This is a genomic window from Frankia sp. Mgl5 (assembly GCF_023242985.1).
In the GTDB taxonomy this organism is placed as follows: Bacteria; Actinomycetota; Actinomycetes; order Frankiales; family Frankiaceae; genus Parafrankia; species Parafrankia soli.
Genome location: NZ_JALKFY010000676.1, coordinates 1 through 20,624, shown reverse-complemented (window position 1 = coordinate 20,624; position 20,624 = coordinate 1). Strand labels below are relative to the sequence as shown.

The window sequence follows — 20,624 nt, the reverse complement described above, 5'->3', positions numbered from 1 at the left end:
ATGTATGCCCGATGTGGGCCGTGGGCGGGGCCGGAGCGATACCGTCACGACACATCGCCGCCCGTGGGTTTCTGCTGATCCAAATCATTTCCCCCCCATGGAGCCATGCCTCCCGGAACCGCCAGGCCGCCGAGACGCGACGGCTGCGATCTCGCTGAATCCTCAGTGGACCAGGGCGGGAGGGCGCCCCGTTACTTTCCTGTTCGGCGCTTATTCTTACACGCCGTGCGACTGTGGTGGCAGGGGGTTGAGAAATTTTCTCGCGCCGGCCCTCGCGTCACACGACGTGGTCTCGTTCGGTGCCGCCGTAAAGCGGATAGAAACCCTCGCTATTGTTTGTCCTGTTGAACGAGTACGGTGTCCTTGTGCGTCGTCCAGGCTGTGTCGTCCAGACGGAGTGGCGCGAGAGTCGAGCCTGCCCCGTGCAGCCGCCGCACACCCGGGAGGAGCACCAGCAGTGGCCGGCCCCGTCGACGCGACCTCGGACCAACGGACCGAGCGGCCCGTGGCCCCGCCGGCCGGGAAAGAGCCCGTTCCCGACCAGCCCGTTCCCGACCAGCCCGGCGCCGGCGCCGGGGTGGACGCCAGACCCGAGCAGGTCTTCGCCCTCGACAACCGGACCTGGCGGCGGGTCCTCTTCCTGTTGCTGAACCTGCCGACGGGCCTCGTCGGGTTCGTCTTCGTGGTCGTCTGGTTCTCGGTCGGCGTGGGGATGGCGGTCACGGTCGTCGGTCTGCCGCTGCTGACCATCGGCCTGGTGGTGACCCGGGCGCTCGGCACCGTCGAACGGGCCCGGGCCCGGGTCATCCTCGGCCTGCACATTCCGTCGGCTTCGCGGCCGCGGTCGGCGTCGACAGGTGCCTTCGGTCGACTGTGGGCCGGGGTGGCGGATCCGGTCGGCTGGCGGCACGCCCTGTATTTCGTGATCCGGCTGCCCTGGGCGATCGTCACCTTCACCGTGACGCTGGTGCTGCTCTTCGTCGGCTGGCCGGTGCTGCCGGTCGTGGCCCGGGCACTGGCGGCCGTCGACCGGGCGATGATCTCGGCGCTGCTGTCGCCGTCCGACCGGATGGAGCGGCGGATCAGGGAGCTGGAGGCCGACCGCGGCGTCGTCGTCGACACGGCCGCGGCCGATCTGCGGCGCATCGAACGGGATCTGCACGACGGCGCGCAGGCGCGTCTGGTCGCGCTCGCGATGGGGCTGGGCCTGGCGCGCGAGAAGTTCGCCGACGACCCGGACACCGCGGCGAAGATGGTCGAGGAGGCACACGGCGAGGTCAAGCTCGCGCTGCGGGAGCTGCGGGATCTCGCCCGCGGCATCCATCCCGCGATCCTCACCGACCGGGGCCTGCCGGGCGCGATCCCGTCGCTGGGGATGCGCTGCACGGTTCCCGTCCGGGTGACGGTCGAGCTGGACGAGCGGCCGGCGCCGGCGATCGAGGGCATCGTCTACTTCACCGCCGCCGAGCTGCTTACCAACATCAGCAAGCACAGTCAGGCGTCGGACGCGCTGGTCGACCTGCGCCGGGTCGGTGACAACCTGCTGCTGCGGATAACCGACGACGGCCGCGGGGGCGCGAGCCTCGGCCGGGGCAGCGGCCTGGCGGGCCTCACCGAGCGGCTGGACGCCATCGACGGCACGTTGATCGTGGACAGCCCACCCGGCGGGCCGACCTACGTCATCGCGAAGGTGCCGTGGCGGGACAGGGAACAGACACAGTCGGGCTGATCATTCCGGCGACAGTCATCATCGACGTCATCTTCAAATCTGCCTCCGGCGTCCCCGGGCGGACGCGCGGAATGGGCGTCCGCCGGCCCGCGCCGTCGATTCCCGGCCGATCGCGGGCCGTCCGGCCGGGTAACGGGCGGGTAACGGTTTTGTGCGTGGACGGGGGCCGGAGCGGGTCGCCTGGCGGCGGCCCTCGGCGGTGAGCCCCGGGCCCGTGACGTGGGACGGGCCGGGTCCAGGCGCCGACGACGGCCGCTCTCGACCCGGAGTGCAGGTGGGCTTCTGTTGGTGTGTATAGGTTTAATTATCGCTATGTTACGGATGGTGTCAGGTTCATCGTCCGTGCGCACCATGCAAGAACATGACAGGTCAAACAATCGATCATCTTTGTGTATCTGTTGTTGTGTCGCGGTCGATCCCGCCGCAATTCGCGCAAAGCCGTTGAAGAGTCACCCAAAGTGGTATAGCTTGCCGTAACCAGATGTAATCGGCGCGTCAGCACGGTTCTCGGTCTGCCCCGCACCGCGATTTCCCGTGAATCCAGCGAAGTGTTTCCGGGACGTATCTGGAATGTTCGTCGCTCGTGGCTGGCGGCTGCGCGGGGAGGGGTGGGCGTGCGTCTGTCCGAACTCGGATTCGAGGGTCTGGACGAATTCTCCGACGAGGTGTGGCGGACGGTGGCCCGCCACCCCTACTGCGGGGTTGACCTGCTCGCGGAGTGGCTGCGCCGCCCCGAGCCCATTGTCCAGGCCGAGATGGACCGGCTGGTGGAGGCGGGTCTCGTCCGCCGGGTCGGCCACCAGTGGGAGCCGCAGGACCCGGTACGCGTCCTGCAGGCACGCCACGCCATGCGCGAGGCGGCGCTGGTCGCCGAGCGGGCGCGGATGGCCGACGAACGGGCGCAGCTCTACCGGTCGGGCCTGTTCGGCGACTACGTCGCCGGCCGCCGCCGGGCGGGGACCAACGCGGGCGTGCAGCTTCTCGCCCGCGACGAGATCTTCCCCCGGATGGCGGAGCTGACCCGCAGATCGACCCAGTCCGTCCGGTTCCTGCTGACCGGGCCGCCGCCTCCCGGCCTCGGTGGGGACGTCCCCGACCTGCTGGTACCGGCCGCCGGCCGGGGCGTGCGCGTCGTCAGCGTGTGGACGGCGGGCGCGGTCGCGGCGGCGCGCCGGCGGCACCAGGGGCGGCGGCTGCCGCCGATCGGGCAGATCCACGTGCTGCCGGCGCTGCCGATGCGGGCGATCGTCTGGGACGGCTCCGCCGCGCTCGTGCCGGTGCGTGACGACGACCTCGACGACGGCGCGTTCGCGGTCGTCGCCCCGACGCTGGTCCGGGCGATCGCGGACATGGTGACCCGCACCCAGTACGCGGCGGCGCGGCGCGGGTCGGGTGAGGTCGAGCTTGACGAGCCCGCGACGGTGCGCCGCCAGCGCGCCCTGCTCCAGCTGCTCGACAGCGGGCTCGACGACAGCCGTGCGGCCCGGGAGCTCGGTGTCTCCGACCGGACGGTGAAACGGGACGTGGCGGAGATGTGCCAACGCTTCGGCGTCCTGACCCGGTTCCAACTCGGCGCCGCCGCCGCGCGCGCCGGATACCTGCCCCGGGGCGCCGGCGCCGGCCGCTGGGACGGCGGACCGGACGGCGGCCTCGACGCCGCGCTCGACGGTGGCCTCGACGGCGCCCTCGGCGGTGGTCTCGACGGCGCGCTCGGCGGGGTTCTCGGTGGTGTCCGCGGCGGGGCGCTCGCGGCCGGCAGGGGCGGCCGCGCGGCTGCCCTGCCAGCGGTTCCCGCTCCGGCGTCGCCCGAGTCGGACCCCGCCACGGCGACCGCGGCGTCGGCGTCGGCGCAGGCGGCCGGATCCTCCTCGTCGGTGCCCGCGGCCGCCTCCTCGGGGCCGGGCGCGGCCCGTCCGGTGGCACGACTTGGCCAGACGGGTGCCGCCGGTACCCGTCGAGGCGACCGCGCGGGCGACCGCGCGGGCGACCGGACGGGCGATCGGGCGGTCGGCGGGCGCGGTAATGGCATGAACAGGACACGGCGTCCCTAAAGCGTCACATGATTACTCTTCCGGTAAAGCGCCCCTCGCGGTTAGCGTCCTGATTGCCGACGGGATCGGAACAGCTGCTCAGCGTCGTTCTCGGTGGCCGCTGGCGCCGGGGCGAGGTCGCCACGCCACCCAGTGCGTCCGCAGTCGGGCGCGGTTACTCCCCTCCTACCGCCCCCCGGTCCCGTCGGCCGACTGGATGTCTCGAGGACCCCCGCGTCCCCGACGAGAGGTGGCGGAGTGCGGAACTGGCCCATCCGGTACAAGATCACTCTGGTCCTGCTCCTGCCACTGATGGCCCTGGTCGGCTTCGGCAGCTGGGTCGTGACCGGCCAGCTCGCGGCCCAGCGCGCGAGCGACCAGACCAGGACCGCCGCCCGGTTCCTCATCCACGTCAACGATCTTGTCTACGCCCTGCAGGCCGAGCGGTACGCCGTCTCCAGCCTGGTCGGCTCCGGCTACCGGGAACGGGAGTTCGCCGCCCGCTCGACGAGCGCGCGCGGCCCGGTCGACGAGGCCCTCGCGACCGTCACCGAGACGGCCGACGAACTGCCGGCAGGCCCGCGAAACCAGGTCCGGGACGCGGTCGGCGCCGCGCGGAACCAGATGGCCGGACTCGCCACGGTGCGCGCCGGCGTCGACGCGCAGACCCTCCAGCCCGGCCCGGGAACCGTCACCTTCAACCAGATGATCTCGTCCTGGCTGGACGTCGGCGCCGCCATGGTCGGCATCGGCAGCGAGGACACCGAGGTCGTGCGCGGGGCCACCGCACTGTCCGCGGTCTCCCGGGCCAGCGAGGCGATCAGCCAGCAGTACGGGTACGTCTCAGCGGCGGCCGTCCTCGGTGGCGCGGTGTCCGACAGCGCCACCCGGGTCCAGTCGGCGATCGGCGCCGAGGCGGCGTGGACGACGCAGTTCCGGTCGTCCGCCACCCCCGAGCAGCTCGCCCTGTACGACTCCGTCGTCGGCCCGACACTGAACCCCGTCATCGACCTGCGCGACCGGGTGCTGCGCGGCGAGCGCATCGACTTCACGGCGTGGGCGACGGCGAGCGGCGCGAAGAGCGAGCAGTTCCGCAAGGTGCAGCGGCAGGTCGTCGACGACCTGGAGCACCGCAGCGCCTCGCTCGCCGACGCCGCGCTGCGCAGCGCCCTGCTTTCCGGCCTGCTCGCCGCCGGCGTGGTCGCCCTGTCGATCGCGGTGTCCGTCGGTGTCGCGACCAGGCTGGTAGGCGCGCTGCGCGCGCTGCGGTCCGGCGCGCTCGAGGTGGCCCAGCGGCGGCTGCCCGCGGTCACCTCGAAGCTGCGGCAGGGACATCCCATCGACCCGGCCGCCGAGCCGCCGGCCTTCGCCACCGCGACCGGCGACGAGATCGGCGACGTCGCCCGTGCCTTCAACGTGACCTACTCGTCCGCGGTATCGGCGGCCTACGAAGTGGCGGAGAGCCGCAGCGTCGGCGCCATCCTGCAGACGCTCGCCCGACGCACCCAGGGGTTGATCCAGCGTCAGCTCCGGCTGATCGACGAGCTCGAGCGCGACCAGCAGGACGGCGAGATCCTCACCCGCCTGTTCGGCGTCGACCACCAGGCCACCCGCATGCGGCGGCTGGCGGAGAGCCTGATCGTCCTCGCCGGCGGCCAGCCGGGACGCACCTTCCGCGGGCCGGTGCGCCTGGTCCAGGTGCTGCGCGCGGCGGCCAGCGAGGTCGAGGACTACACCCGGGTACACGTGCACCTGCCGACGTCGGACGTCGAGATCGTCGGCTCGGCCGTCGGCGACCTGACCCACATGCTCGCCGAGCTCATCGAGAACGCCACCGCCTTCTCCCCACCCGACACCCCGGTGACCGTGCAGGCCAGCCGCGTCGGCCAAGGATGGACGGTGGAGATCGAGGACCGCGGCGTCGGCCTCGACCCGGCGTCCTACGCCTCGACCAACCACCGGATGGCCAACCCGCCGCCGTTCGAGGCCTCGACGCAGGGCAGCCAGATCGGCCTGTTCGTCGTCGCCCGGCTGGCCGCCCGGCACAAGATCGCCGTGCGGTTCAAGCCCAGCGTGTACGGGGGTGTCCACGTCGTCACGATCATCCCGGCCGGGCTCATCCACACCGAGATCCCGCATCAGGCCGCATCGCTGCCGGCCGCCGGGTCGAACGGCGGCCGCCAGCCGGCGGCGCTCGCGGCGGGCGGCTCCGTGTACGGCGGAGGTGCCGGCGGCGGCAGCGGAACTGGTCCCGGCGCGCCGGGCGATCGCGGTGGACGTCGGGCCGGGCCCACCCCCACCGAGGAGCTCGCGCTGGCCGGAGCGGTCGCGGCGGTTCCGCACCGGGCGTCCGCCCGCCTGCGGCCCGACGCCGCCGACGACGCCCGCCCCGGTGGCGGCGACGCCCGTCCCGGAGAGGTTCGTCCGGGCGAGGCTCGTCCCGGCGGTGGCGACGACAGGTTCGGTGGCCAGCACGGCGATCCCCGCGGCGCCGGCTACGGGGAGGACCCGCGCGCGGCAGGCTATGGGGAGGACCGGCGTGCGGTGGGTTACGGGGAGGACCCTCGCCCGGCGGGTTATGGGGAGGACCCGCGCGCGGCCGCCTACGGCAGTGACCCCCGTGATCCCCGGGACCCGCGCGACGGCCGCGACGGCCGCGACGGTGGCTACGGTGCCGAGGCGCGCCAGGCCGGCTACGGCGGTGACGCCCGCGACGGTGGCTACCGCGGCGACCCCAACGACAGCGGCTATCAGGACGACCCCCGCACCGGAGGTCCTGGCAGCGACACCGGCGCCGGCCGGTACGGCGACGATCCCCGGGCCGCCGGCTACGGGCCGGACTCCCGCGCCGGCCGGTACGGCGACGCCCGCGCGGCCGGCGGCCACGGCGGCGACCTGGCCGACCGGCAGCTCGAGGACCCACGCGGCCTGCGCCTCGACAGGGGTTTCGACGGCGGCCTCGACGACGGGCTCGACGGTGGTCTCGGACGTGGTCTCGTCGACGGTGGTCTCGACGCCGCGCCGCGCCGCCGGCCCGAGGGACGTCCCGGCGGGATGGTCGCACACAGCGCCGCGGACCTGGCGGACGGCGGACTGTTCGACCCGCTGTTCGGCCCACTGCGCGGCCACGACGGCGCCGAGGCGCTGGCCGGCCCGCCCGGCCCCGGCGGACACCCGCGACTCGAGGACCTGCCGCGCCGGCAGCGCGGCGCGCACCTCGCCAAGAGCCTGCGCGAGGACCCCGCCGCCGAGCGGCTGCCGCAGAAGGCCGCCAGCGCGCCCGACCCGGAAGCCGCCCGCGCGCTCGCCCAGCGTTTCACCACCGCTTTCGACCGCGGCATGCGCGACGCCGACGACCTCGACGGGAGATGAGCCGTGCCCCGACAGCCTGACCTGTCCTTCCTGCTCGACCGACTTCGCGAGACCGTGCCAGACATTCTCTGCGCGGTCGTCCTGTCCTCCGACGGGCTGCTGCTGGCCACGTCCACCGGCATCGACCGGGCCGCGGCCGACCAGCTCGCGGCGGTCGCCTCCGGATTCGACGCGCTGGCGCGCGGCGCGGCGCGGCAGCAGGGCTGGGGCCAGGTCAACAAGACCATGGTCGACATGGAGAACGGCTACCTGTTCATCACCGCCGTGGGCCACAGCGCCTGCCTGGCGGTCTCCAGCAGGGCCGACGCCGACGTCGGCCAGATCGCCTACGAGATGGCCCATCTCGTCAGCCGGGCCGGCAGGTTCCTGACCCCCGAGCTGCGCAACCAGATGCGGGCTGCCCTTCCGTCCTGAGCTCGGACCGCGTCACGCAGGGAGGTGGAACAGGGTGGCTGGCGACTGGCCCGGGTCAGGAGGACTGGGCGACAGCTGGGATGAGTCCGAGCCGCTGGTCCGTCCCTACGCGGTGACCAGGGGGCGCACCGCGCCCGCCGTCCCGCTGGAGCTCGTCGCGCTGGTCGCGACGACCGACTCGGGAATGGCGGCGATCCGGCGGCGCGGCCGGCTCGCCCCCGAGGAACACGACATCGCGATCCTGTGCATGCGAATCCACTCGATCGCCGAGATCTCCGCCAGGCTCAAGCTGCCGCTGATGGTGGTTCGGGTCCTCATCGACGACATGGCGCGCGACGGAATGGTCTCCGTCCACCGCCCCGAAAATCCAGATCGGCCCAGTCCGGAACTCCTACGGAGGGTTCTGCATGGTCTCACCCGTCTCTAAGCGGGCGCCCACCGCGGTCAAGGTTCTCGTCGCCGGTGGGTTCGGAGTAGGAAAAACGACGTTCGTGGGGTCGGTGAGCGAGATCGAGCCGCTCACCACCGAGGCGGCGCTGACCAGCGCCAGCCTCGGCGTCGACGACACCAGCGCCGTGAACGGCAAGACGACCACCACGGTCGCCATGGACTTCGGCCGTCTCACGCTCAGCAACAACATCATCCTCTACCTGTTCGGCACGCCCGGCCAGGACCGCTTCTGGTTCATGTGGGACGAGCTCGTCCGCGGCGCGATCGGCGCGGTCGTTCTCGTCGACACCCGGCGGATGGCGGACTCCTTCCCCGCCATCGACTTCTTCGAGAACCGCCGGGTCCCGTTCCTGGTGGCCGTCAACCGGTTCGACGCGAACACCTACGAGTACCCGCTGCCCATGGTCCGCAACGCGGCGGACCTGGCGCCGCACCGGCCGCTGATGTACTGCGATGCCCGGCGCCCGGACAGCGCGCAGACGACCCTGGTCCATCTTGTGCGCCACGCACTGGAACTGGCTCTCTCCGGCGACCTGCCGGACGAGCCATGACGGGCCCGACCCGACCAGGAAAGCGGATTGACCAGCCGGGGGGACGCCAGGAGGTGGACATGCCCAGCCATGACCTCGACGCGCCGCGTCCGCGCAAAAGCCGGGTGCCCGGCGTCGAAATGGAGATCTATGTCGACTGGGAGCACCCCATCGAGGTGGAGGATCCGCCGAACAGCCAGCGCCCCGCCGTCATGGTGCGGATGCCGGCCTACGTGGCCGGCGGGCTGTCCCACGAGCTGCACAGCCTGGAGACGATCCGGGGCGCCGTCGGCGGTGACAGCAGCGAATGGGCGCAGGTCGCCCGGGCCCTGCTCGCCGCGGCCCGGATGGCCGCCGGCTCGGACCGGCATCCCGAGCTCGCCGATCTGCCACCGGCCGACCTGCCACCACCCGCCGGCTGCCGGGAGATCGCGCCTGGGGGAATCGTATGACCCTCCTCCTGCTGACGACCGAGGCCGCGGTCGTCTTCGGGGTTTCCACCTACCTGTTGCTCCGCACCTGGACGAGATATCGGGCCGTCACCATGTCCGACGTCTTCTTCTATGACCACGCGGACGGCGCACAGCTGCCATGCAGCCGTTCCGCCGGTCCGCGGGTGCTGGGCGAGCACGTCGTCGCGGGATTCGAGCGCTCACCGTTGGGTGCTGTCATCGCCGCGATCAACCTTGCGCACCGGGCGACCTCCACCGTCGGCGCCGCGGGCGTTGGAGGCGTTGGAGGCGTTGGGGGCAGTGGAGGCGGTGGCGGTTTTGGGGGTGCTGGTGGTGTTGGGGGCGCGGCCGGTGCGGCCGGTGCGGCCGGCGGAAAGCCCGTCCCGGGGGGTGGGAGCGGGCCGAGTGGTACCTCCTGGTATCAGGTGCAGATCATCGGATGGGAAGTCGAGCACTATTCGTCCAGGAAAGCGGCGATTCGATACCTCCTCACCCGTTCTGTGGACGGCGGCGACGCGGTCACGACGACGATGCGGGTTGAGGTGAGCTGGGTCGGCGCCGACTGGTGTGTGGTCGATCCGCCCTCGGGGGACTGGACACACGCATTCTGCCTGGGTGACGATGTCTCCGGTTTCAGTTGCTTTCCGTCGGAGTTCCGCTTCCCAGTCCCGTAACCGACGGGTCCTACCAGCCGTGTGGTCGGGGGTTCGTGCCAGCAATGCCGGCACGAACCCCCAACACCACGGCCGGGGGGTGGTGTCCCGTTTCTTGGTCCCGGATACGCGCACGTGCGTGGCGCCGCCTGAGCGCGCACGCGGAACCGTGTTTCCGGGGCTTCTTCAAGCCGGTCGGCGGTGTTCAGGCACCTTGATGTCCACGGCAAAGGAGAACCTGTATGTTGCGACCTCGCGTCCGTCTCGCCTCCACGCGGGCGGCGCTGTTGCTGGCGGCTCTGGCGGGCACGCTCGCCCTGGCGGTCGGCGTGGCGCCGGTCGCCGGAGCCGCGAGCACGACCTCCTACGACGGCGGTTACAGCCCGGTGGGCTACTGGACGGGCACGGCCACGACGGCACTCGGTGCCACCGAGTCGGTCCAGATGCTGTTCCTGCCGAAGAGCCGCTTCGCCGTCGCCACGCCGAGCGGGACCTTCTGGGGTTCCTGGCACTCGACCGGATCGAAGACCTTCACCTACGCCTTCGTCCGGACCCTGCCCGGCCCGAACGGAACGGTGGTCGGTTCCATCGACATCCAGCATTCGGCCACCTTCAGCAGCCGGGACGCGTTCAGCTCCACCGGAACGGCGACCGGCTACGACCTGAACGGGAACGTCCTGTTCTCCGGCCCGGTCACCTCCACCGCCACCCGGTGACAACCACGCCCATCACCTGGTAACGATCACACCCGCCAGCCGGCCACCAGTCACACCCGCCGGCTGGAGGCACTGCCGCTCGATGTGTGGCGGGTGAGTGAGTCCATGGACTCACTCACCCGCCACAGTTTTGTGATCGGGGTGTTCCCGGGCCATGCGGGAGCGGGGCTTTTGCCCTATCCATGGCGGATGTTCCGAAATTTCGAGGGCGCGGACCCGGCCCGGTGTCGTTGTCCTCCTGGCCGGGGGTGGGACGTGCGAGCGGCTGGCTGCCCGGGGCGCCAGCCTGGAGCGTCGTAAATCGCCGCTTCCGGTCCGAAGTCCCGATCTTCTGTCGTGGTGTGCCCTACTGTTATTTCGGCGGGAGGGGGCCACGTCGATGACTGATGCCATGGTGTTCTGTGCCGCGTTCATTGCTTTATTTACGGGCCATCACCTAGGTGATCATGTCGCGCAGACGGATCGACAGGCGACCGAGAAGGACGGGCGCGGATGGTCCGCCGTCCGCGCTATGACCGGTCATCTATTCGCTTACCATCTGTGCGTCGCTGCGGCCCTGGCGAGTCTCCTGATTATCGACGTACCACTGCGTCTTCCGGGCGCGATAGCCGCGCTGGGCTGGTCCATCGTCACGCACGGGTTTATCGACCGTAGGTGGCCGGTACGCTGGCTGCTGCGCCGATCGGGAGCGGCCCGATTCTCCGAGCTGAAAAGCGGCGGCCTCAACGGAATGTACCTGGCCGATCAGTCACTACATATTGGATGTCTGTTCATCGGTGCCCTTCTGGCTGCGGGCCTGAGCTGATCCGTCACGGTACCGGGCCGGAAAATCATGCGTGGCCCTGTATACATGCGCGGTTGAAAACACAGGCCCGGGGCCTCGGTGGATCACCGGACACGGGTCGCTTACCGGGGCCGTCGGAGCCTCGCGGTGGTGGTCACCCCGCGGCGAGCGGCTCGCCGTCTCCGTCCGCGAGGCTGCTTCCGGGATATATGAGCAGGCGGTAGCCATCCTTGAGGCCGCCCGGGGCGGGGGCCAGCTCGGGGCCGAAGACATCCCGCTCCGACGTGAGGCCCTGGAAGACCCCGTCCGTGATGATCTTCGTGCCGGGTTCGAGGACCTGCAACGTCCGGCAGGTGCTGCTCACCAGCGGGCCGGCCAGCCCGAAATCGGGAACGAAGAGATCCCCGTGCGCGATGACCGCGCTGAACGTGAACGGAGGCTGGCCGTCGTCACCGGAAATTCTCCGAGCGCGCGCCAGATGGTCGAGCGTGAGGAGGAAACTCACTGCCTCGTCCGCGCTGCCGTGCGTCGACAACACATTGTCACCGGCGACGGACCGGAGTCGGCCCCGGGTCGCGCCCAGCGCTTCGCGGTGAATAGAGACCCAATCCCGAAGCCGTTCGTTCAACGCGGTCAACGAAACCCGTGCCGCAAGTGCGTTCAAACCGACCAGATCGGTCACCGTGAGGAAGGTGCCGCGCTCGATGCCGCGATAGCGTTCGGTAACAAGGCGGTGGACCTGGACGGGACGCGGTATCCCCCCGAGGACGAGCTCGCTGACCGGCTCGAAGTCGAACTCCGCCGACTTCGCGGCATCGCGGACGGTCGACGTCACGTACACGGCGTTCGTCGGAACGTACTTCTCCATCCGCGCCGGGACGACGACACCCTCGCCGAGCAGGTCATCCTCGAACCTGGTCGTGTCGCAGGTGTGGATAGCGACCCGACAGCCCTCGAGCCACTCGCCGATCGGCAGCCGTGGGCCGGCGATGAACAGATCGGCGATCTGGGCGGCAGCGTGAAGCGCACGGGTGGCCGACCGGAAAGCCGTCATGTAGCCGTCGCCGGTGAACTTGATGATCTCCCCGCCGGTCTCCTCGACAACCCGGCGAATCGGTAGGACGGCCTCGGCCATGAGCTCATCCATGCGCATCTGCGGTACCGACGCGATGGCACGGGTCGAACCCACGAGATCCACGACCATCACGGTCGTCGTTTCCATTTGCACCGTACGTCCATCCCCCTCCGACCCGCTGGTGCGGCGGGTACGGCGGAATCATAGCGGGGAAGCCACCTCTTACTGTGCTGATTTCCGCCGGGGACCACAAAAGGCTCCCGAATGCCGCCCTGACCTGCGCAACTGGACACGACCACGCCGGAACCGGACGCAGGGGATGATCGAGAGACCCGGTCTCCCTGTCAGGGGCGCCGGCGGGATCGCGTCCAGCAAGATCGTCCACTGCCGGGTGGGCGGCCAACGCTGGAGGGCACGATGCCTTGCGATCGCCCGGGGCGCGGGAGCCGTCCGGTATCGTGGGATCGCTGGCCGGCGTGGCGCAATTGGTAGCGCACTCGACTTGTAATCGAGCGGTTAGGGGTTCGAGTCCCCTCGTCGGCTCCAGACATATGGCCTCTGACCTGCGGTTTTGCAGAGTCAAAGATCATTTTGGCAAGATCAAACCGGGTTTGGGTGCGCATTGGGTGCGCATCGGGCAATTTTGTGCAGGGAACGATCATGTGCGGGGTGTCCGCTTCGGGTGCCTGAGTCGGATTTGCCGTCGCGACACCGCCCCCGAAGTGGTTACGTTCCGTCACAATTGGCGGGTTTGGGTTGCGAGTGGGCTGTGGCGAGAGTGATGCGCGTCGGCTGACGGCGGCGGGTCCGCTATCCCGCCCCGTGGTTACTGTGGGTTAGGTTCGGGCGTTCGTGGCGAGTCTGGGGTCGGTGGTGGCCGCGGAACGCGGCGTGATGGGATCGGCGGGGTAATTCCGGGTGTCTGCGCCGTGGGTCCGGGTTCTGCGCGGTGGGGGTTCCCGCTGGCTGGTGTGGCCTGGGTCGGGCGGGTGGGTGACGGTATGCGCTGGCAGGTCGCCCGCGCGGTACCCCGACCCGCGTGCATAGCACCTCGGCAAGGTCGCCGGCCGGTGGACCTACGTGTACCGGGCAGTTGACCAGTACGGGCAGGTCATCGACGTCCTCGCCAGCATCCGTCGCGACCAGGCCACGGCACGCCGGTTCTTCACCACTGCGCTGTCCCACGGCCGCCGGCCGGTCGAGGTCACCACCGACAAGGCCCCCGTCTACCCAAGGCTCCTCGATGAGCTGCTCCCCGAGGCCTGCCACGTCGATGCCGCGCGGGAGAACAACCGGATCGAAGCCGATCACAGCCGCCTGAAAGCCCGGCTCCGGCCGATGCGCGGGCTGAAACGGCTGCGGTCCGTCCAGACGATCAGCGCAGGGCATGCGTTCGTCCAGAACATCCGCCGCGGCCACTACGAACTCGCCCTCGACACCGACCCGCACCTGCGGCTGGCAGCCGCGTTCACCGAGCTCGCCGCCGCCTGACCACCGATCATCGAGGCCGCTGGCATGCCCAGCTTTTCCGGAACGCGTCAGCGCCGCCAAGCTCCGGCTCCGGGACCGCGCCCAGGCGGTCATCGTCGCCTACGAGACCGGCCTGGTCACTCCGGGCGCAACGGCCACCACACCCTGAAGCGGATGATTCACCCGGGTCCATCCGGCTGCGGGAGATGTTCCCGCCGTGCCGTCCCGTCCGGCTGGTGCCACTCGCCGCGCCAGTGCGCAGCCAGTCCAAACGGAGGCACGAGAGAGCCTTCTACGAGGTGCCTGAATGCCCCTGCGGGTGCGCGTTGTGTCTACCACTCAACACCGAGTGCGGCAGTTGATCGAGAGGATGAGTCCAGGGGTCGTTTCTGCAGGTTTCGTGGTCGGGGACGCCGGAGTTGGAGGCGATGTGATCGAGCATTGCACGAGTAAATTTCAGAAATTCATTCGATTGGGGTTGCTTTGCTATCTCGGACGTGGTCTCGTATGCCTGCTCAAGGTCGCCGCCCTCTCCGAGGGCGATCGCATGGGTGACCAGCGCTTGCGTCAGGATCTGAGAGTCGCCTAGATCGCGCGCCATCTCCACGGCCTTCTTGGACCACTGAAGTGCCGACGTGTTGTGGCAGTGGGGGCATCGGGCGCGGTATGCCTCGGCAAGCTTGACGTAGGTTTGGACCTCGACCGCCGGCATGCCTTCGGTGATGGACTGGTCAAGCACGCGGCATAGTTGTTCGATGTTTTCGGCGACGCCCTGTGTTGATGATTGCGCCTGACGGACGAGGACGAGATTCGCCCGCGCTCTCAGCTCGCCTGGTTGGTAGTTGACTGTTACGAAAAGAGCGATCGCCCTCTCGAGTGTGGCAGCGGCTTCGGTCAGCTCGCCGCGTCCGCGCAGGGCGTCCCCGAGAGCGGTCAGCGCTTCGGCCGCTCCCAACACGTCACCATGCTTCCTGCAGAAATCCAGATCGAAGCGATGGCAGATTTCCGCCTCCTCGTACCTCTCCATTCGATGGTAGGTGAGGCCCAGGTTGTGTTGTATCGACGCTTCCGCCTGTCGAGCCCGCAGAGAGCGCGCTATTTCCAGTGCGTCGAGAAGATAACGTTCTGCCTCGGCGAACCGGTACGCGACGCGAGCGGCATTACCGCGCCATGTGGACGCGGTCATGCGATACCTCGCTCCGAGGCCGGCCGCCGCGGCCAACGCGTGATCGTGTACTGCGAGGGAATCCTCTACATAATGCTTGTCCTCCAGGTAGTTGGCGATATTGTCAGCCAGCACACAGGCATGGCGTGCACGACCCTGGTGGGTCGCTGCGCCGACGGCAGCGACCAGGTTGACGCGCTCGGTGTCCAGCCAGGCACGAGCCGCATCCCTGGACTCAAAACGGCTCGCGGACCCGTTCTCCTTCCGCCACGAGAAGAGAAGGAGACTGCGAGCGTCCGCGGTCATTGACTCGTAGTAGCCGTACAGCCGGTCAAGCGCGCCGCGCTGCGCCCCGTCGGTCTCCTCCTCGCCGACAAGTTCGCAGGCATACGCCCGAATAAGATCATGAAAACGGTAGGAACCAGCTGTCCTTGCCGGCTCCAGCAGGTGCCCGCGCCGCAACTGACGCAGTACGTCCCGTGCAACAGGACTGGCCACGTCAGCCAGGGCGCCGGCGCTACCCGCCGTGAGCAGGTCGCCTGGGTGCAATGCCAGCAGGCGGAAGAACCCGCGATGACGGTCAGTCAGGTGGCGATAGGACAGTGAGAACGCGACCCGCACGGACCAACTGTCACCCGAGTCAAGCACGGGTAGACGGCGTGCAAACTCGCTGAGTTCGGACACGAGCCGCTCGACGCTCATCTTAGGTTCCGCGACGAGCAGCCCACCGGCGATGGCCAGGGCAAGGGGCAGGTCACCGCACAGATCCGCAACCCTGCTCAGCAGGGACGACTCCGCGGCCGAATGTCCATCCGGCTTTTGAACCTGGAGGATTCGAGTCAACAAGGCGACTGATTCGTCGCGCGGAAGGACCGGTAATTCGACCACCCTCGACATCGACAGGTCGGTCAGGGTGTGTCGACTGGTGACCAGAATTCTGTGATCACCGGTGTTCGCGAGGAAGGGCTCGACGTCCTTTGCCGAGGACGCGTTCTCCACGAGGACCAGGAGACGGCGGCCCTGTGCTGTATGTTCGGCGAGGACACGTCGCCATTGTGCCTCGCGGCTCGCCGGCACATCCCGAATCTCGCCAGGAGCAACACCCAGATCGACAAGGAGCTCGAACAGCGCCGCATGCGTGGTCACACGGCGGTCCGGGTCGTAACCGTGCAGGTCCACATAAAGGATCTGCGAGAATGCCCCGGTGGCCCAGGCATCACGCGCGGCCCGGACCGCGAATGCTGTTTTTCCAACGCCGGGCATGCCTGCCACGACGGTGACAGGTCGCCCGCCAGGGCCGATATCAAGCAGTGCCGCGAGATCGTGTGCCTCCATCCTGCGGCCGATCAGATCCGTGTCGGGCGGAAGGCCGTTGCCCGTGCCGGGCGGTGGGACATCCGTATCCTGCCCGTGCAGTTCGCTGTGGTAACGCGCCTTCCACTGTGAGAGATCGAAGGTGCCCGGAGGGTGTCGTTGCCGTTCTTCCTTCGCGTGTCTCTCCATCGCGAGCACCACCGCCTGGACCACCGCCCACTTCTGTAGCTTCGGCCCGGACAGAAGGTTTCCGATCGTCGTCCTGCTCGGCTGCGCACCGGTGCCCGGACACAGCCCCGCCAGCCTTCGCGGCGATGGGCCATCGACCGCCACGCGTAGGTCACGTAGATCCTTACGAAGTTGGGGCAGTCGATCAGGCGGCGTCATACGAGCTCCTCGACGAACGACGATCCTGATCAAGCCTAACCGACGCATGGCCAACTTTTGCCAGCGGGAGTTGGCCCACGGTGGCCGCGACGACCGCAATGGTGGGGACCACCGACACCGCCGCGACGAACGGAACGGAACCGCCGTGCCTGCTCTCCGTCATGCCGCCACCACCACAGCGATCAGTGGCTGCCTACTCGCCACACCACAAGGCCAGCTCGTAGCCGGCGCGCTATGCGCCGCTCTCCTGCTGCTTGTCATTCTCGTCGCTGTGCTTGCGCTCCTCGCTGCACTATCGCCCGATAGATATCGGCGGGACGCCGCCTACCGAACTCTCGGCCTCATCGCCGAGGTGCTCCGCCGCCACCGCGCGGCGACGCCCACGACTTCGACCGGCCCTGCTCGACGAGCAGCATGGAGTCGACGTGACGAGACACCAGCTCCGCGAAGAAGGAAATCAGCAGGGCCCTGAGGCCCGTCGCCCGGACACCGCCCGGTCCGGTCGAGCCGTCTCAGTGCCCTCGCGCGGCCCCGGCCGCCGGTGGTCGACGTGGGGTTGGGCCTGGCCCGGGTCTGGTGTGCCGGGCGCACCGTGGCTGGCACACCCGCGGGGCGCACGCGGTCCGGGTCGCGCTCACCGTCGGCCGGCATGTCCCCGACGCCGCACCGGCTCTGATCGCCGCGGTGCTGCTCCGCGAAGCCCCCGGCTACGTGGACATCGACGTCGTCAGTGAGCGGGTCGCTGTCCGGTGCGGCGTGGACACGCTGATCGCGTTGTGGCTCCTGCACGGGGAGGAGACCATCGCAGACCTGTTCCGCCACGACCTGGACGCGGCGGCCTGCCGGCTCACCGCGCTCCGCTCGGACATCGCCGCCGTCCTCGCCGCGGACATGACGGTCCGGATTGACGCCATCCTCAGCGGTGCACGGCAGGCCCGGAACGCCCGGGTCTACTGGGCGCAGCGCCGGGGCTTCCTGCTGACGGTGCCCTATCTCCGCGCGCTGCTGGCCGCGACCTCGGACCGGCTCCCCGAGGGTCTCGCCGGTGAGCTTGACCGGCTCATCCGGCAGCTCCGCCGTGCCGTGGTGACGGCCATCCAGCCCTCGGTGTGGCCCCGTCGGTGACAGCCCGCCTGAGCGGAAAGCTGGATCTCGTGCCCTGCATGGGCGAAGGGATCACGCGGGTGAGGAGGCTACCGGCGTGCGGGCACCGGACCCGTTGGACGTACGGGCTGACCGGTGGGGGTGGGCCCGGCCGGGACCGGCCTGCGGGCCCCGGGACGCCCCGGGGTGGGTCGCTCCATGCCGACCCATCCGTGCCGGGGAGACCGTGGAACCGCCGTCGGGGAACCGTTCGGCGCAGGCGTGTGGTGCGCTGACCGGCCGGAGAGCGCGCAGGGCCGGGCAACGTCACCTCACGTTGCCCGGCCCTGCGCCGTGCGCGGCTATGCCTTCATGGTGCGTGCGGTTTTCTGGCGGGGGATGAGGCGGGCGACGTTCTCGGCTACTTCGCGGGCGAGTTCGGGGAGGATGTGGGCGTAGGTGTCGGCGGTGATCGCGATGCTGGCGTGTCCGAGGAGTTCCTGGACGGTTTTGATGTCGGCGCCGGCCGCGAGGGCGAGGGTGGCGGCGCCGTGGCGGAGGTCGTGCAGCCGGACCGGGGGCAGGCCGGCGGCGGTGACGAGTTCTTTGAAGTGGGAGGTGACGTCGTCGGGGATGAGGGGCGCGCCGTTCGGTTCGGTGAAGACCAGACCGTTGTCAATCCAGTGCTCACCGTGGGAGAGGCGGTGGGTGTTCTGGCGGGAGCGGCGGTGTCGGAGAACGGTGACGGTGTCGGTGTCGAGGGAGATTTGGCGGTCTCCGGCGTCGGATTTCGGGGCGCCCATCTCGGTGTCTGCGCCGTGCTGGGTGATTTGCCAGCGGACGGTGAGGCTGCCCTCGTCGATGTCGAGGTTGAGGTCGGTCCAGTGGACACCGCAGGCTTCGCCCCGGCGAAGACCGCGGTGGGCGATGAGGTGATACAGCTCGTAGTAGCGGTCGTTCCGGGTTTCCGCGTGGTCGAGGAAAGCTCCGGTCTGGACGGGGTGCCACACCATCACGGGTGAGGGGATCTCGCCGGTGGTGTGCCAGCGGGCGACACGTTCGGCTGTCCACAGCAGTGCCTTGGGTCGCTTCCCTGAGGGGATTTCCACCCAGCTCGCGGGGTTGAAGGTGATCAGCCCGATGCGGATGGCGTGGTTGAGTGCGGCGCGGAGTGTGGCGCGGATCCGCTGCTTGTAGGCGTCGCTGGTGACTTTCCGGCCCTTGAACATCTCCCGCAGCTCGGGGTCTTTCCCCGCGCGGATCCGGCGGATCGTCTCGTTACGGATGTCGATCTGGTCGAACATGTCGTCGAGATGGCCAACCGTCAGTTGATCCAGGCGAATGTCCCCGATGAGCGGTGCCAGGTGTAGGCGGATCGTCGCGTCGTACCCTTCGCGGGTAGACCGCCGGATCGTGCGCCGCCCCGCCAGCCAGGTGTTCAACCAGTCCGCGACAGTGATCTGCGGGTTGAGGTCCGCGCGGCGCCGATACCGCTCCTTCACGACTGCGGGGTCCGGCAACGGATCCCCGGCCTTGAGCGTGTCGAGGATCAGGGTACGAATCTGGGCGACCCCGCGGCTGTCCGCGCCAGGAATGGCCAGGAGATCCTGAATGCGCCTGATCTCGGCGTTGGCTTGGTCGTGCGACGGTAGACCAGACCGGCGCGCTTCCTGACGGCGTCCATCGGCGGCGGGGGGAAGGTCGACGCGGTAGGACCAGGTGCCGTGGTCGGAACGCCAGGCCCCGTTCTTCCTCCGCAGCTTCGGGCAGCTATTTCCCAGTCGCCGACCTGCCTGATCGCGGCAGCTACACCGTTTGAAAATCGATCCGTTCGGGTTAGCCATGGGACTCGTCACGGGCACTCCAGCAGAAGAATATGAAGGGTAGGGCGCCGGCCGGCCGGATAATCGAATATGCCGTCCGGTGCCGTATCCGATTCAGGCTCGCCGTTTCGGTTCCTGTCAAGCCGATCCACCATTTTCTTTACGAATTCCGAGAAGATGTTTCAGGGGTGCGGTCGGGACCTGATATCGGCCCTTGACCCGGAGAACGGGGACGGGGAATTCGCCGCGGGCGGCGAGTTCGTAGGCTTTCGTCCGGCCTATTCCCAGGATTTCACCGGCGACGACGATGCCGACCGTCGCACCGAGTCGTTCTATGTCCTGTGCGGTCCACGTTTTCACTCGGCTCCTCGCGAGGACGCGTGGGTTCTCCTCTGGCCGGGCCTGGGAAGACTCCGCGGCGGGCGCGGAAGGATTCCGAGGACGCCCGGGATCGAGCGGGGGGTGCCGCACCGCCCCAGGCACCCCCGAGGGGCCTCGCTCGCACCGATCGGGCGATGAGGGGGGCGGCCCGGGGCGGCGCGGGACCCGACAGCGATCTGACGGTGATCTGACTCTGATCTGACGGTGATCTGACTGATGTTGCGTGTGCAACTTGTGTCAGATCACCGTCAGATCACGTTTGCGCAGGTCAGAGCCCTATCAGGTCTTACTGGGCGGATCTGAGTAGAAGAATGTCCTCGTGGGCGGTGGCGTGGAGGGGGATGCCGGCGGCGTGGGCGGTGCGGGCGTTGTGGAGCGCGAAGAAGGTCGTGCGCGGGACCAGGCGGTCCTCACGCAGGCCCGCGAGGAGGGCCGCGGCGCGCCCCGCGCGGACCAGGCCGACCCCGCTGGCGCTGTGCAGGATGGCGCCGGGTAGGTCGATGAGCTCACCGCCCTGGCGGTAGGGGCGGACCGCGATCGCGACCAGTCCACCGGGGCGGAGAAGTGCTGCGGCGCCGGTGAGAATGTCGGTGAATCCCGTGAGGAGTTCGTCCAGGTCGGCGGCGGCGAGGTTTCCCCGCCGATTGGTGTAGGTGTAGTCGCGTTTACGGACCCCGTGTACCGGCGCTGTTGCATCGGCGGAGTCCGCTGTCCCGCGGCCGTCGATCAGCCATGATCGAATGGTGCGTCGACGTCGTGGCTGTCCACCGGTTCCGGTGTCGGAGTTCGCGGGGTT

15 protein-coding genes, 1 tRNA gene and 3 pseudogenes are annotated in these 20,624 nt (G+C 69.4%); 14 read left to right on the top strand and 5 right to left on the bottom strand.

Features of this window, described 5'->3' with window-relative positions; translation table 11 throughout:
• Positions 1-457: 457 nt before the first annotated feature.
• The 10 genes from MXD62_RS23125 to MXD62_RS23080 all read left to right on the top strand — a co-directional run bounded on the left by MXD62_RS23125 (position 458) and on the right by MXD62_RS23080 (position 11,151).
• A complete protein-coding gene (locus MXD62_RS23125; RefSeq protein WP_248831567.1) occupies positions 458-1,729 on the top strand; it encodes a sensor domain-containing protein in 1,272 nt (423 codons plus the stop codon).
• Positions 1,730-2,343: 614 nt separating this feature from the next.
• Positions 2,344-3,780 carry a LuxR family transcriptional regulator gene (locus MXD62_RS23120; RefSeq protein ID WP_248831566.1) on the top strand — a complete coding sequence of 479 codons (1,437 nt, stop codon included), beginning with the start codon at positions 2,344-2,346 and terminating at the stop codon, positions 3,778-3,780.
• Between the two features lie 237 nt (positions 3,781-4,017).
• On the top strand, positions 4,018-7,131 hold the full coding sequence (locus MXD62_RS23115) for a nitrate- and nitrite sensing domain-containing protein (RefSeq protein ID WP_248831565.1): 3,114 nt from the start codon (positions 4,018-4,020) through the stop codon (positions 7,129-7,131).
• 3 nt (positions 7,132-7,134) lie between these two features.
• Complete coding sequence (locus MXD62_RS23110; RefSeq protein WP_248831564.1) at positions 7,135-7,545, top strand: roadblock/LC7 domain-containing protein; 411 nt, start codon at positions 7,135-7,137, stop codon at positions 7,543-7,545.
• A gap of 34 nt (positions 7,546-7,579) precedes the next feature.
• The gene (locus MXD62_RS23105; protein ID WP_248831563.1) at positions 7,580-7,972 is read left to right on the top strand and encodes a DUF742 domain-containing protein; all 393 of its coding nucleotides are present in this window, start codon (positions 7,580-7,582) and stop codon (positions 7,970-7,972) included.
• Entirely contained in the window at positions 7,953-8,546 is a 594-nt protein-coding gene (locus MXD62_RS23100; protein ID WP_248831562.1) for an ATP/GTP-binding protein, read from the top strand. Before MXD62_RS23105 ends, MXD62_RS23100 begins: the two co-directional genes overlap by 20 nt.
• Positions 8,547-8,605: 59 nt before the next feature.
• Positions 8,606-8,977: a hypothetical protein gene (locus MXD62_RS23095; RefSeq protein ID WP_049795875.1), complete on the top strand. Its 372-nt coding sequence runs from the start codon at positions 8,606-8,608 to the stop codon at positions 8,975-8,977.
• Positions 8,974-9,651: a hypothetical protein gene (locus MXD62_RS23090; protein WP_248831561.1), complete on the top strand. Its 678-nt coding sequence runs from the start codon at positions 8,974-8,976 to the stop codon at positions 9,649-9,651. The genes MXD62_RS23095 and MXD62_RS23090 overlap by 4 nt, the downstream gene beginning before the upstream one ends.
• A gap of 221 nt (positions 9,652-9,872) precedes the next feature.
• A complete protein-coding gene (locus MXD62_RS23085) occupies positions 9,873-10,346 on the top strand; it encodes a hypothetical protein (protein ID WP_248831560.1) in 474 nt (157 codons plus the stop codon).
• Between the two features lie 379 nt (positions 10,347-10,725).
• The gene (locus MXD62_RS23080) at positions 10,726-11,151 is read left to right on the top strand and encodes a DUF3307 domain-containing protein (RefSeq protein WP_248831559.1); all 426 of its coding nucleotides are present in this window, start codon (positions 10,726-10,728) and stop codon (positions 11,149-11,151) included.
• A 133-nt stretch (positions 11,152-11,284) separates the two neighbouring features.
• Here MXD62_RS23080 and MXD62_RS23075 read toward each other — a convergent pair whose 3' ends face one another.
• Entirely contained in the window at positions 11,285-12,352 is a 1,068-nt protein-coding gene (locus MXD62_RS23075; RefSeq protein WP_248831558.1) for an adenylate/guanylate cyclase domain-containing protein, read from the bottom strand.
• Between the two features lie 323 nt (positions 12,353-12,675).
• Between MXD62_RS23075 and MXD62_RS23070 the strand changes: the two genes are divergently transcribed.
• The 3 genes and pseudogenes from MXD62_RS23070 to MXD62_RS40845 all read left to right on the top strand — a co-directional run.
• Positions 12,676-12,751: transfer RNA gene (locus tag MXD62_RS23070), tRNA-Thr, on the top strand.
• Between the two features lie 510 nt (positions 12,752-13,261).
• A pseudogene (locus MXD62_RS23065) lies at positions 13,262-13,696 on the top strand (DDE-type integrase/transposase/recombinase); the annotation flags it as partial.
• A 55-nt stretch (positions 13,697-13,751) separates the two neighbouring features.
• A pseudogene (locus MXD62_RS40845) lies at positions 13,752-13,844 on the top strand (DNA-binding response regulator); the annotation flags it as partial.
• A gap of 123 nt (positions 13,845-13,967) precedes the next feature.
• On the opposite strand, the gene MXD62_RS23060 reads toward MXD62_RS40845, so the two are convergent.
• Positions 13,968-16,355, bottom strand: coding sequence for a tetratricopeptide repeat protein (locus MXD62_RS23060; protein ID WP_248831557.1), 2,388 nt, complete (start codon positions 16,353-16,355; stop codon positions 13,968-13,970).
• Between the two features lie 762 nt (positions 16,356-17,117).
• Here MXD62_RS23060 and MXD62_RS23055 point away from each other — a divergent pair.
• A complete protein-coding gene (locus MXD62_RS23055) occupies positions 17,118-17,666 on the top strand; it encodes a hypothetical protein (RefSeq protein ID WP_248831556.1) in 549 nt (182 codons plus the stop codon).
• A 320-nt stretch (positions 17,667-17,986) separates the two neighbouring features.
• Here MXD62_RS23055 and xerC read toward each other — a convergent pair whose 3' ends face one another.
• The 3 genes and pseudogenes from xerC to MXD62_RS23040 all read right to left on the bottom strand — a co-directional run.
• Positions 17,987-19,468 (bottom strand): site-specific integrase, encoded by a 1,482-nt coding sequence (gene xerC, locus MXD62_RS23050; RefSeq protein WP_248831555.1) that lies wholly within the window; start codon positions 19,466-19,468, stop codon positions 17,987-17,989.
• Between the two features lie 117 nt (positions 19,469-19,585).
• The gene (locus tag MXD62_RS23045; protein ID WP_248831554.1) at positions 19,586-19,807 is read right to left on the bottom strand and encodes a DNA-binding protein; all 222 of its coding nucleotides are present in this window, start codon (positions 19,805-19,807) and stop codon (positions 19,586-19,588) included.
• Positions 19,808-20,114: 307 nt separating this feature from the next.
• Positions 20,115-20,624, bottom strand: a pseudogene (locus MXD62_RS23040) (hypothetical protein); the annotation flags it as partial.